The sequence below is a fragment of the Pectobacterium sp. A5351 genome (genome assembly GCF_028335745.1).
In the GTDB taxonomy this organism is placed as follows: domain Bacteria; phylum Pseudomonadota; class Gammaproteobacteria; order Enterobacterales; family Enterobacteriaceae; genus Pectobacterium.
This window is the reverse complement of the sequence record NZ_CP116477.1, coordinates 2,527,504-2,541,282: the sequence shown is the minus strand read 5'-3', so window position 1 is coordinate 2,541,282 and position 13,779 is coordinate 2,527,504. Positions and strand designations below refer to the sequence as shown.

Here is a 13,779-nt window from a genome sequence, read left to right as displayed (position 1 = left end):
AATTTTACTTTCCAGGAACCATTTAATCCCTTAGGTGGAAAAATAAAAAGTAGACGTGATACTGTAAATACAGAGATATCCGTAGTGTCGATCGTTTAAGAATCGAGATACCGGGGGCTACCACGGTGTGAGGCATCCCTGTGGGAGCCTTATCATCATGTTTTCCCCTAATCCTATACTTAAGTGAGCCACATTAAGAGATACCCGTCATCTTTCAAGTCGCAGGTCTCATTTCCTGCTTCTCGAATCTATTGGGAATAACAGACCAATGTCGCGGGGCGCGATATTCGTTACATGATGTGGATAGAGAATGGGAAACAACAGTACGTGGTCACAATCCGAGAACCTGACTGTCGATAAACAGAAAGAAAAATTGCAGCCACCGTCCATGTATAACGTGGTGTTGAATAACGATGATTACACCCCGATGGAATTTGTTATTGACGTTCTGCAAAAGTTCTTTTCTTATGATATTGAACGTGCCACGCAGCTTATGTTAACCGTGCATTATCAGGGTAAAGCGATTTGTGGCGTATTCAGTGCTGAAGTGGCTGAGACCAAGGTCGTACAAGTCAATCGTTATGCCAGAGAAAATGAGCACCCGCTGCTCTGTACGCTGGAAAAAGCCTGAAGTCAGGCGATTTATTGGGAGAGGTGCCTATGCTCAATCAAGAACTGGAACTCAGTCTCAACATGGCTTTCGCCAGAGCGCGTGAGCACCGACACGAGTTTATGACCGTGGAGCACCTGCTGTTAGCACTGCTCAGTAACCCAGCCGCCCGTGAAGCACTGGAAGCCTGCACGGTAGATTTAGCCGCCCTGCGCCAGGAACTGGAGGCGTTCATTGAGCAGACCACACCAACATTACCGCAGAGTGACGACGAGCGAGAAACTCAGCCGACGCTCAGCTTTCAACGCGTACTCCAACGCGCTGTTTTCCATGTGCAGTCCTCCGGTCGCAGCGAAGTGTCCGGTGCCAACGTTTTGGTCGCGATTTTTAGCGAACAGGAATCTCAGGCTGCCTACCTGCTGCGTAAGCATGACGTCAGCCGTCTGGATGTCGTGAACTTTATTTCTCACGGCACGCGTAAAGAAGAAACCGATCAGGCGCCGAACCCTGAAAATCCCGTCAATGAAGAACAGGCAGGAGGGGAAGATCGTATGGAAAACTTCACCACCAATCTGAATCAACTGGCTCGTGTTGGCGGCATCGATCCGCTCATTGGCCGGGATAAAGAACTGGAACGCACGATTCAGGTATTGTGCCGCCGTCGTAAAAATAACCCGCTGCTGGTCGGCGAATCCGGTGTGGGTAAAACCGCAATTGCTGAAGGGCTGGCCTGGCGTATTGTGCAGGGCGATGTGCCGGAAGTGATGGCGGAGTGCACCCTGTACTCGCTTGACATCGGTGCGCTGCTGGCAGGAACGAAATATCGCGGTGATTTTGAAAAACGCTTCAAGGCGCTGCTGAAACAGCTCGAACAGGATAAAAACAGCATTCTGTTCATTGATGAAATTCACACGATTATCGGTGCGGGTGCCGCGTCCGGTGGTCAGGTTGATGCCGCTAATCTGATTAAACCGCTGCTTTCCAGCGGCAAGATTCGTGTCATCGGTTCAACCACCTATCAGGAATTCAGTAATATCTTTGAAAAGGATCGGGCGCTGGCGCGTCGTTTCCAGAAAATCGATATCACTGAACCCAGCGTGGAAGAAACCATACAAATCATTAATGGCCTGAAGCCAAAGTATGAGGCTCACCATGATGTTCGCTATACGTCGAAAGCAATTCGCGCAGCGGTAGAGCTGGCGGTGAAATATATCAACGATCGTCACCTGCCGGATAAAGCGATTGATGTGATCGATGAAGCGGGCGCACGCAGCCGTCTGGTGCCAGTCAGCAAGCGGAAGAAAACGGTTAATGTGAGTGACATCGAATCCGTTGTCGCCCGTATTGCCCGTATTCCAGAAAAAACCGTCTCCGCCAGCGATCGCGATGTGCTGAAGAACCTCAGCGACCGCCTGAAAATGCTGGTGTTCGGACAGGACAAGGCTATTGAAGCGCTGTCTGAGTCTATCAAGATGAGCCGTGCAGGGCTGGGTCAGGAGCGTAAACCGGTCGGTTCCTTCCTGTTCGCCGGTCCTACTGGTGTTGGTAAGACGGAAGTGACGTTACAGCTGGCTAAAGCGCTGGATATTGAACTGCTGCGCTTTGATATGTCCGAATATATGGAACGTCATACGGTTAGCCGCTTGATTGGTGCGCCTCCCGGCTATGTGGGCTACGATCAGGGCGGCCTGCTGACGGATGCCGTCATTAAGCATCCTCATGCGGTACTGCTGCTGGATGAGATCGAGAAAGCGCATCCTGATGTCTTTAATCTGCTGTTGCAGGTGATGGATAACGGGACGCTGACGGACAACAATGGCCGCAAAGCGGATTTCCGTAATGTCATTGTCGTCATGACCACCAACGCGGGCGTGCGGGAAACACAGCGTAAATCTATCGGTATCATCCATCAGGACAATAGCAGTGATGCGATGGAAGAGATCAAGAAGGTATTTACGCCGGAGTTCCGTAACCGTCTGGATGGCATTATCTGGTTCAACCATCTGTCTACCGACGTCATTCAGCAGGTTGTCGATAAATTTATCGTGGAACTTCAGGCGCAGTTGGATGCGAAAGGCGTATCGCTGGAAGTCAGTGAGGAAGCGCGTAACTGGCTGGCAGAAAAAGGCTACGACAAAGCCATGGGAGCCCGACCGATGGCACGCGTAATGCAGGAAAGCCTCAAGAAACCGCTGGCCAACGAGCTGCTGTTTGGTTCGCTGGTGGATGGTGGCTCTGTCACGGTGGAACTGGATAAAGAGACGCAGCAACTGACTTACGGCTTCCAGAGCGCGGAGAAGCGGAAAGCGGAAAGCGTTAATTAATCGATATCGTATGTTGTTATCTAAGAGGGATGCTAAGGCATCCCTTTTTTACATCCCTTTGTCAGACGTTCTCCAAAAAACAAAAGCCCTTACCATGAAAGGGAAGGGCTGGGGAGGGAGTCACATCCTCATATATCGCTGTTCTCAGCGATGGGCGAACCGGTTAACGGCTGCGGAAGACAATGCGGCCTTTACTCAGGTCGTACGGGGTCAGCTCTACAGTGACTTTGTCGCCCGTCAGGATGCGGATATAGTTTTTACGCATTTTACCGGAGATATGAGCGGTAACCACGTGCCCGTTTTCCAATTCAACGCGGAACATGGTGTTGGGCAGCGTATCAAGCACGGTGCCTTGCATTTCAATATTGTCTTCTTTGGCCATCGAATCCTCTAGGTCTCACTACCTTTATTTTTTAACCGCAAGATAATGCCGAAAAACCGCCATTATGTAAAGAAGCGTTCACGTTTGGGACGTTATTTACCCGGTTTTCTCTGTCATAGTACGGGTTCGGCGAGCGATTGTGGTAACCAGCAACCGTCATCGACGGTGAGATCCTGCCACTGAGAAAGCAGTTGCAGGAAGCGATCGCGGGGGATTTCACTCACGCCCAGCGACGCGGTATGGGCGTTTAACACCTGACAATCGATCAAATGACCACCGTGGCGGGTAAAATGTTGTTGAAATGCCAGCAGTGCGTATTTTGACGCATTATCCGTACGGCTGAACATTGACTCACCGCAAAATAATCTTCCTTGCTCAATGCCATATAATCCACCAACCAGTTTGTCATCCTGCCACACTTCGACGGAATGGGCTTTCCCAACCTGATGAAGTTGGCGATAGGCTGTAATAATGCCCGGTGTAATCCAGGTGCCGTCTTGGTGCTCGTGCGCGCAGGCGTGAATGACATCATCAAACGCCTGATTGAGCGTGGCATGGAAAGTATGACGTTTCAGGAACTTTTTCATGCTGCGGCTGAGATGGAATTCACCGGGAAAGAGAACCGCACGCGGATTCGGAGACCACCATAAGATAGGTTCACCGGGGGAGTACCAAGGGAAAATGCCCTGTCGGTAAGCCGCTTTCAGCCTGGCAACGGAGAGATCGCCGCCAACGGCCAGCAGGCCGTTGGGGTCATCCAGCGCATGATTCGGATCAGGAAACTGAAGCGATTGAGACGATAGCTGGTATAGGCGCATATTTTTCAAACGTTGTGTTTCAACTGAGTTTGCCTCAAACGTGTTGGCGGAATTGCCAATAACGCCCTTTTTCTGCCATTAACATCTGATGGCTACCCTGCTCGATCACTTTGCCGTCGTCCAGAATACAGATGCGATCCATTGATTCTAAGCCGTATAACCGGTGAGTGATGACGATCAGCGTCTTATCAGCACAGTGCTGGCGGAGCAGTTGCAGAATACGTTTTTCGGTTTCTGCATCCAATCCTTCAGTAGGCTCATCCAATAGCACGAGCGGTGCGTCGTGCAATAAAGCGCGTGCTAATGCGATACGGCGCTGTTCGCCGCCGGAGAGCTGGCGACCGCCTTCTCCCAGCCAGGCATTCAGCCCTTCATTTTCCAACAGTTTTTCTAATCCAACCTGCTGTAATATCTCTGCCAGCTTTTCGTCCCGCGCAGTGGGGGTGGCCAGTAGCAGGTTGTCGCGCAGCGTTGCGCTAAAAATATGTACGCGTTGTGGTACGACGCTCATCATTGCACGGAGATCGGCTTCCCGCCAATCGGCAAGGGGATGACCATTCAGCGTAATGTCTCCGTATTCACAATTCCATGCCCGAGTCAGCAATTGTAATAGCGTCGATTTCCCGCATCCGGTACGCCCCAGCAGTGCCAGATGCTCGCCCGGTTGAATGGAAAGGGTAATATTCTGTAGCACGGACTGGGGTTGACCGGGATACGTGAAACCGACATGTGAGATGTCTAGCGACGCCTCACGCGAGGTTTCTGGCCCATGCTCCGGGAACGTGACGTCAACGGGCTGACGAATGATTTGATCGACCCGAGCCGCGGAGGCAATCACTTGTCCCATATGCTGAAAAGCCACCGTGACGGGAGCCAGCGCCTCGAAGGCGGCAAGCGAGGCAAACACGAACAGGGCAATCAACGCGCCGGGCTGTGGATTACCACCAACGCCATCTGCTGCCAGCCACAGAATCAGGGTAACGGTCAGCCCACTGCACAGAATCATCGCCGCCTGAGACAGGCCGGTAAGATTGGCTTGCTGGCGTTGACGACGCAGCCAGTTAATTTCCACCAGCGCCAACTGCTGACGAACGCGTTCGAGTGCGCCGAAGACGGTTAGCTCCGCCTGACCTTGCAGCCAGGTCGTCAGTTGGAGGCGGTATTGTGCCCGCCGCGCGGTCAAATCCTGCCCGATACTGTTTCCTGCCCGATAAAACAGAATTGGCAGACATAACAACAGCACCAGCATGATGGCACCAAGCGTTAACGCCAATGAGGCATCAATGAAGCTCAGACCGTAACAGACGATAAGAATGACGGCGAATGCGCTGACGATGGGGGAAATCACGCGAAGATAGAGATGGTCGAGCGTATCCACGTCCGCCACAAGCCGATTGAGCAGTTCAGCCTGACGAAATTGCGCCAGCCCACCCGGAGAGAGCGGCAAAATACGTGAAAAGGTGAAAACACGTAAGCGCAGCAGAACGCGAAAGGTGGCGTCGTGACTGACGACTCGTTCGCCATAGCGCCCGGCCGTACGTGCAATCGCCGCACCCCGCACGCCGGCGGCTGGCAGCATATAGTTAAAGGTGAGTAGCCCAACAATGCCTGCCAGTGCAGCACCCGCCAGAAACCAGCCGGATAGCGCGAGCAGGCCGATGCTGGCAAGTAGCGTAGCGATAGCCAGCACAATGCCCAGGCTTAAGCGCCAGATGTGTTGGCGGTAGAGTGCCAGAAACGGTTTTAATACTTGCATCGTTTTTCTCTGAGCCATTACAGCGCCTCCTGTCGTTGTGCCAGCAGCGCCGCGAAGGGGCCAGCTTCGGCGCGGAGTGTTTGATAATTACCCCGTTGGACTAACTGACCGCTGTCCATGACCCAAATCGCGTCATACTCGGTGATATCCGTGAGCTGGTGCGTGACCAGCAGTGTGGTCTGGTGGCGTGCGGCTTCGTTCAACGCCGTCATGACCAGCTCTTCGCTATGGGCATCGAGACTGGCTGAAGGTTCATCCAACAGCAATAAGTGGCAAGGATGGATCAGCGCGCGGGCAACGGCGACGCGCTGTGCCTGCCCGACGGATAAGCGCGCCGCGCTGTCACCGATCGTGGTTTCCAGCCCTTGTGGAAGCTGTGGTAAAAACTCCTGCACATAGGCACGCTCAATCGCCTGCTGTAACTCCACAATACTGGCCCGCGGGTTGCCCAGCAGAATATTGCTGCGCAGCGTTTGCTCCGGTAAATGGGGATTTTGCCCAACCCAGCTCAGTTGTTTACGCCATGATTCAGGGGTTAGCGTGTTTAAAGCCTGACTGTTAACGGTCAGTGATCCGCGATAGGGCAGGAACCCCAGCAGCGCATTAAGCAGCGAACTTTTTCCTGCGCCGCTGAGGCCGACTAGCGCGATACGCTCGCCTGCGTGAATATCGAACGTCAACGGTTGAGTTAGCGGTGTGCCATTCGGCGCGAGGACAACCAGCTCTTCCGCCCGAATGGCAATGGCAGTATTGCTGCTGAATACTTGGGTGCCAAAGCCCACCGTTTCTCCTTCCTCGGCTAAAAAGGTCACCAGTGATTCTGCTGCGCCGATAGCTTGGGCTTTGGCATGATAGAAGGTGCCCAGATCGCGTAGGGGCTGAAAAAACTCCGGTGCCAGAATTAGCACGAGAAAACCAGCAAAGAGCGTTACCCCCATTCCGTAATGGCCGAAGTCCAGTTCCCCAAGATAAGAGAAACCGAAATAGACGGCGACAACGGCGATCGAAATGGAGGCAAAAAACTCCAGTACGCCCGAGGAAAGAAACGCCATGCGCAGCACTTCCATCGTGCGGCTACGGAAATCTTCGGAAGCGTGGCGGATTTGTTCGGTTTCAGCCTGGCCACGATGAAACAGGCGTAGCGTCTCCATTCCGCGCAGGCGATCGAGGAAATGTCCGCTCAGGCGTGCCAGCGCCAGAAAATTGCGTCGGTTGGCATCCGCCGCGCCCATGCCGACCAGCGCCATAAAAAGCGGGATGAGCGGGGCAGTCAAAAACAGAATCAAGCCAGCAGCCCAGTTGAGCGGGAAGATCGTGATTAAGATAAGTAACGGAATCAGCGCGGCAAGATACATTTGTGGCAGGTAGCGGGCGTAATAATCCTGCATATCATCAACCTGCTCAAGAATCATCGTTGCCCAACTACCGGCGGGTTTGCCCTGTACCCAGGCAGGACCAAGCTGTTGCAATCGGTCCAGTACCAGCTTACGAATTTGCTGTCGAACCGCTTGTCCGCACAGAAAACCGACGTGCTCGCGTAACACACTGTTGAGCGCACGCAGAATGAAGGTCGCGATTAGTAGAAAAAACGGGGAGAGCAGGGATTCTCGGGGGGCATGCTCAATGATCAGGGCATGAAGCAGCGTAGCTAATAGCCAGGCTTGTGCCACGATTAACGCGCCGCTCAGGAATCCAAGCAGCAGTGAAATCCGTAGCCAACGTTGCGCCAGCTTACTCTGCTGTTTCAGCCAGGCGGTCAGTTCTTGCTGTCTGGTTTTTTTCATCAGGCACCAGTTCGTTATATTGCAGAAATGGACTTAACAGAAAATAACTCTTATGTAACTGTTAGTTAACAAAATTATCTTCTATCAGGCAGAATGATGCCATGTTACCGCGACGAGGACGCGCTGCAAACGAAAAGGAGAGGGGAAATGGGTGAGACGATCAATTTTTGTGTTGCGTGAGGTAAAGCAGAGGGAAGAAAACGGAACGGCTGTCGCCGCCCCGTTCTTAACAGCGAATTACTTGCTGACGGTCAATCCGTCCAGGTAACGTTCTGCATCCAGTGCCGCCATACAGCCGGTACCCGCGGAGGTAATGGCCTGACGGTAAATGTGGTCCATGACGTCGCCTGCGGCAAAAACGCCAGGAATGCTGGTTTGTGTCGCGTTGCCGTGAATACCGGATTGCACTTTAATGTAGCCGTTTTCCAGCTCCAGTTGACCGCCAAATACGGCCGTGTTCGGGCTGTGGCCGATGGCGATAAACACGCCAGCCAGTTCCAGCTCTTCCGCTGCATCGCTTTGCGTATCGCGGATACGAACTCCGGTTACACCCATATCATCGCCCAGCACTTCGTCCAGCGTGCGGTTAGTATGCAGGATGATGTTGCCATTTTTGACTTTGTCCATCAGGCGGTCGATCAGAATCTTCTCTGAACGGAACGTCTCGCGGCGGTGGATTAAATGCACTTCCGCAGCGATGTTAGACAGGTACAGCGCTTCTTCGACGGCGGTATTCCCGCCACCCACCACGGCAACTTTCTGATTACGGTAGAAGAACCCGTCACAGGTTGCACAGGCGGAAACGCCCTTGCCTTTAAATGCGTCTTCAGATGGCAGACCAAGGTAGCGAGCCGATGCGCCGGTGGCGATGATCAGCGCGTCACAGGTGTATTCGTCGCTATCACCGAATAAACGGAAGGGACGGTTCTGCAAATCAACACGTTCAATATGATCGAAGATTACTTCGGTATTGAACTTGGTTGCATGCGCGTGCATGCGTTCCATTAACAGTGGGCCTGTTAAATCATCGGCGTCGCCCGGCCAGTTTTCGACTTCGGTCGTGGTCGTCAACTGACCGCCTTTTTCCATACCAGTAATTAATACTGGCTGTAAGTTCGCTCGTGCAGCATAAACTGCGGCGGTATAGCCAGCCGGGCCTGAACCCAGAATCAATAACTTGTGATGTTTAACGGTACCCATGCTTTCCTCATTTCATGACGGCGGATAATGTTCATATTAACGGCCTCTACGACAAATTCGCTGCCTTATTACGAACAGTCTCTGCCACGGACAATGAGAATGATTGTAAGGAAATTACAGGAGTAAAAAAAGTATGCAGAAAAGTTGCTGGCTATTTGTTTAATCGTTAATGACGATGGTGACGACAAATAGCTGAAAAATCAGCCACATTCATAAGTAAAATGATTGAAGTCACCTTGGCGAATGGCTCTGGCTTATCCAATCTGGCAGTTTCTTCTGATTTTCGTTGTTTTGCTTTGACAATCGGCTGTGCATTTGCGAAAACATCTGGGTAAGAGGAAATTTTTTGTATGTGAACAGTTAAAAGCTCGGCTTTTTATTCGTTTTTGCGCAGGTAGTCGGCCTTTGGGGCACGGATATGACGTGATGGTCTTTTTCGCGGGTGAGCAATACGTGGGGCGAGAACGAGAAGTTGATGACTGTTGATATACAAAATAGGCAGCGTGTCTTCTTTAAGGGTAGCTCTGATACATGAGGTCTATCGGGGTAAGCGGGTGCAGGGAAAAGTGAAGAGAGACAATAATAATGGTAGACACTAAAAAACGGCCAGGAAAAGATCTCGATCGTATTGATCGTAACATCCTGAACGAATTGCAAAAAGATGGGCGTATTTCCAATGTCGAGCTGTCCAAACGTGTTGGGCTGTCGCCAACACCTTGTCTGGAACGCGTGCGTCGTCTGGAAAGACAGGGGTTCATTAACGGCTACACAGCGCTGCTAAACCCGCATTATCTGGATGCGTCACTGCTGGTTTTTGTTGAAATAACGCTAAACCGCGGCGCGCCTGATGTGTTTGAACAGTTTAATGCTGCGGTGCAGAAGCTGGAAGAAATTCAGGAATGTCATCTGGTTTCTGGTGATTTTGACTACCTGTTGAAAACGCGCGTGCCGGATATGTCTGCTTACCGTAAGCTCCTGGGTGAAACGCTGCTGCGTTTGCCGGGCGTAAACGACACCCGTACTTATGTGGTGATGGAAGAAGTGAAGCAAAGCAACCGTCTGGTTATTAAGACGCGATAAACGTGTGGGTGCAAAACCCGATAAATTCAGCTACACTCCTGTGAATTTATACAGTCCCAGCGCCGGGTTTTCTCGGCGCTTTGTCATAAACCTTACAGGCCCCTGGAGAGACTCTTGAGCCAGGAATATACAGAAGATAAAGACGTTACCCTGAAAAAACTCAGTGGAACACGTCGCTTGCTTGAAGCGATTTTAATCGTTGTGGCACTTTTGGCGGTTTATCTCAGTGTCGCACTACTCAGTTTCAGCCCCTCCGATCCCAGTTGGTCACAGACGGCATGGCACGAACCGATTCACAACCTTGGTGGTGTAGCAGGCGCATGGCTGGCGGATACGCTGTTCTTTATTTTTGGTGTGCTGGCCTATGCCATTCCGCCGATTATGTTATCCCTGTGCTGGGCTGCTTTCCGCCAGCGTGATAACCACCAGTCTATCGACTACTTTACCTTTTCACTTCGCCTGATTGGGACATTGGCGCTGATCCTGACCTCGTGTGGTCTGGCTGCGTTGAATATTGACGATCTCTACTATTTTGCTTCCGGTGGTGTGTTGGGAAGCCTGTTGAGCAGCTCAATGATCCCGCGTTTTAACAGCATGGGCGCGACGTTGATTCTGCTGTGCGTGTGGGGCGCTGGGTTAACGCTGTTTACCGGTTGGTCATGGTTAACGATCGCTGAAAAAATTGGTGCCGGTGTCTTGGGCTGCCTGACATTTATGTCAAACCGTTCACGTCGCGATGAAGACTACCGCGAAGAAAACGACCGTGAAGAAGATGAACGCAACGTGCTTAACTTGCGCCACGATGAAGCGGCGGACGAGGCGGTAACGCAACCGCGCGATGACGATGATGTGCTGTTTTCTGCGCCTTCTGTGGCTGATGCAGCAAACGACATTGCGGCAGACAATAAGATGGAAGCATCACTATCCTCTTCAGCCGAAAATGCGTCGACCACTACACCAGCGAGCTTCTCCGCAGAAGCGTCAACATTCCCTGAACTGGCCGCGTCTGATTCTGCGTTGCCTGATGCATCGTCTGCTATTGTGCCACCTGTTGCCCCATCAACGATCGATAAGACATCATCGCTGAATCCGCCGCTGTATTCGTTTGAAATCCCTGAAACGCCAGCAGCGATGCCAGAGATTGCGACGTCGCCTGAACTTCATAGCAGTGCGTATGCACCTTACGGGAATAGTTACGGAGAGAGTGCCGTACCGCCGATCGTAACAGCACCAGTGGTTCAGCCCTTTGCTGAAGCGCCATTGCCTACACGTGATGCAGATTTCAACGCGAACAATACCTTTATGCCGGCGTTCAGCGCCGATGAGGATGACAACCCGCAGATTAAACGCGGCGTTGGACCGGAACTGCCGCGCCCTAATCCGGTGCGTATTCCTACTCGTCGCGAATTGGCGTCATACGGAATCAAACTGCCGTCGCAGCGGCTGGCCGAAGAGCAAGCAAGGCTACAGGCGCAGAATAAGAGTGCGGAAACGGAATTGACGAACGACATCTATCAGGAAGAAACACCTGATGAGATTGCCCGTCAGGAAGTCGCGCTACAGCAGGAGTACCTGAATCAGCAGCGCGAGCGTTACGGTGAGGAATATCCGTCACAGGAAGAGGATGAAGACGCGCTTCTGCAAGCGCAGCTCGCCAGGGATTTCGCTGCACAGCAACAGTCCCGCTATGATGCTAATGCACCACAGTACGATGAGGAGAGGCCTGCTCCGACAGCATCGCCTGCGGTCAGTGAACCTGTTCAGCCGACGCCTGTGGCATCGCATAACGCTTTTTCATTCTCGCCGTTTAGCGCGGAGAATAATCGTGAACCTGAGCCGCCTGCGTTTAGTGAGCCGACGTATACACAGCCGTCTTATCGTGCCGAACCCGATCTTCCACCGATGCACGCTGGTGAGGATAACGACGACGCTGATGAGCGTAACCCGTTGACGTTTGGTCAGCCAGCGCAACCAACGCCAGCGCCTGTTGAGGTCGCGAAACAGGAAACTGTGGCAGCACCAACGCATCATCCGGCAATGGATGGCTTGATTCACCCGTTCCTGATGCGCAATGAACAACCGCTGCAGAAGCCAACTACGCCGCTGCCAACGTTGGATTTGTTGACTCCGCCACCGGCCAGCGAAGCGCCTGTTGATAATTTCGCGTTGGAACAGACGGCGCGACTGATCGAAGCGCGTTTGGCTGATTTCCGGGTAAAAGCAGATGTGGTCGATCATTCTCCAGGCCCGGTGATCACGCGGTTTGAATTGGATCTGGCGCCGGGTGTTAAAGCGGCGCGTATCTCGAATCTGTCGCGCGATTTGGCGCGTTCTCTGTCAGTCGTCGCGGTGCGTATTGTTGAGGTCATTCCGGGCAAACCGTATGTCGGGCTGGAATTGCCGAACGCGCATCGTCAGACGGTTTATCTGCGCGAAGTATTGGACTGCGATCAGTTCCGGGATAATCCATCACCGCTGTCGATTGTGCTGGGTAAAGATATTGCAGGCGAGCCTGTCGTTGCCGATTTAGCGAAAATGCCGCACCTGCTGGTTGCGGGTACGACGGGGTCGGGTAAATCGGTCGGCGTCAACGCCATGATCATCAGTATGTTGTATAAAGCGACGCCGGAAGACGTACGCTTTATCATGATTGACCCGAAAATGCTGGAGCTCTCGGTGTACGAAGGTATTCCACATTTGTTGACGGAAGTCGTGACCGATATGAAGGATGCGGCAAATGCGTTGCGCTGGTGTGTCGGTGAAATGGAACGCCGCTATAAGATGATGTCGGCGCTTGGCGTGCGTAATCTGGCGGGATACAACGAACGGGTGATGATGGCAAATGCGATGGGACGCCCGATCCCCGATCCGTTCTGGAAGCCGGGTGACAGTATGGACATGACGCCGCCAGTGCTGGAAAAACTGCCGTATATTGTGGTGATGGTCGATGAATTTGCTGACCTGATGATGGCGGTGGGCAAGAAAGTTGAAGAACTGATTGCCCGACTGGCGCAAAAAGCCCGTGCTGCGGGTATTCACCTGGTACTGGCGACGCAGCGTCCTTCCGTTGATGTGATCACCGGATTGATCAAGGCAAATATTCCGACGCGTATCGCGTTTACTGTGTCCAGCAAAATTGACTCACGGACTATCCTCGATCAAGGCGGCGCAGAGTCGCTATTGGGGATGGGGGATATGCTGTATATGGCCCCGAACTCCTCGATACCTGTCCGTGTTCATGGCGCTTTTGTCCGTGACGAGGAGGTTCACGCCGTCGTTCAGGACTGGAAAGCGCGTGGGCGTCCTCAATATATCGATAATATTGTCAGTGGTGGCGATGATGGTGAAGGTGGAAGCCTCGGCCTTGATGGCGATGAAGAACTCGATCCTCTGTTCGATCAGGCAGTAGAGTTTGTGGTCGATAAGCGCCGTGCATCCATTTCCGGTGTACAGCGCCAGTTCCGAATCGGCTATAACCGCGCCGCGCGAATCGTTGAGCAAATGGAAGCGCAGGGCATCGTCAGCTCCCCTGGGCACAATGGCAATCGCGAGGTATTGGCTCCGCCATCCATGGAATGAGCACGTTGTATTGATTGACCTCACTCCACTATAAGGGCTGCGCGTGCAGCCCTTATGCAAAGAAGCGTAAAAGCGGTGATAAGCAGATAATTCACCTATCACCGCCCGAGTGGGTTCAGATAACATAGATCTACAAATAACATAGATCTACAAATAACATAGATCTACAGATAACGTAGTTCGACAAATAACACCGATCCACAAATCACATTGGTCTCGTGCAAGGTACCTGACCTCATTATGTGA

Annotated in this window: 9 protein-coding genes; 4 read left to right on the top strand and 5 right to left on the bottom strand. The window is 52.5% G+C overall.

Going from position 1 to position 13,779, the window contains the following annotated elements:
* The first annotated feature begins 310 nt into the window (after positions 1–310).
* Entirely contained in the window at positions 311–631 is a 321-nt protein-coding gene (gene clpS / locus O1Q74_RS11880) for an ATP-dependent Clp protease adapter ClpS (RefSeq protein ID WP_271873380.1), read from the top strand.
* Positions 632–660: 29 nt separating this feature from the next.
* Entirely contained in the window at positions 661–2,934 is a 2,274-nt protein-coding gene (clpA, locus tag O1Q74_RS11875) for an ATP-dependent Clp protease ATP-binding subunit ClpA (protein WP_271873378.1), read from the top strand.
* Positions 2,935–3,097: 163 nt separating this feature from the next.
* Here clpA and infA read toward each other — a convergent pair whose 3' ends face one another.
* The 5 genes from infA to trxB form a co-directional block, all read right to left on the bottom strand.
* Positions 3,098–3,316 carry a translation initiation factor IF-1 gene (infA, locus tag O1Q74_RS11870; protein WP_002211347.1) on the bottom strand — a complete coding sequence of 73 codons (219 nt, stop codon included), beginning with the start codon at positions 3,314–3,316 and terminating at the stop codon, positions 3,098–3,100.
* A 113-nt stretch (positions 3,317–3,429) separates the two neighbouring features.
* Positions 3,430–4,134, bottom strand: coding sequence for a leucyl/phenylalanyl-tRNA--protein transferase (aat, locus tag O1Q74_RS11865; RefSeq protein WP_271878900.1), 705 nt, complete (start codon positions 4,132–4,134; stop codon positions 3,430–3,432).
* 34 nt (positions 4,135–4,168) lie between these two features.
* Entirely contained in the window at positions 4,169–5,908 is a 1,740-nt protein-coding gene (gene cydC / locus O1Q74_RS11860; protein WP_271873376.1) for a heme ABC transporter ATP-binding protein/permease CydC, read from the bottom strand.
* Positions 5,908–7,674 carry a heme ABC transporter permease/ATP-binding protein CydD gene (cydD, locus tag O1Q74_RS11855; RefSeq protein ID WP_271873374.1) on the bottom strand — a complete coding sequence of 589 codons (1,767 nt, stop codon included), beginning with the start codon at positions 7,672–7,674 and terminating at the stop codon, positions 5,908–5,910. Before cydD ends, cydC begins: the two co-directional genes overlap by 1 nt.
* A gap of 237 nt (positions 7,675–7,911) precedes the next feature.
* A complete protein-coding gene (gene trxB / locus O1Q74_RS11850; protein ID WP_271873372.1) occupies positions 7,912–8,874 on the bottom strand; it encodes a thioredoxin-disulfide reductase in 963 nt (320 codons plus the stop codon).
* A gap of 585 nt (positions 8,875–9,459) precedes the next feature.
* Here trxB and lrp point away from each other — a divergent pair.
* Positions 9,460–9,954: a leucine-responsive transcriptional regulator Lrp gene (gene lrp, locus O1Q74_RS11845; protein ID WP_010277211.1), complete on the top strand. Its 495-nt coding sequence runs from the start codon at positions 9,460–9,462 to the stop codon at positions 9,952–9,954.
* Positions 9,955–10,068: 114 nt separating this feature from the next.
* Positions 10,069–13,533, top strand: coding sequence for a DNA translocase FtsK 4TM domain-containing protein (locus O1Q74_RS11840; RefSeq protein ID WP_271873367.1), 3,465 nt, complete (start codon positions 10,069–10,071; stop codon positions 13,531–13,533).
* Positions 13,534–13,779: the final 246 nt, after the last annotated feature.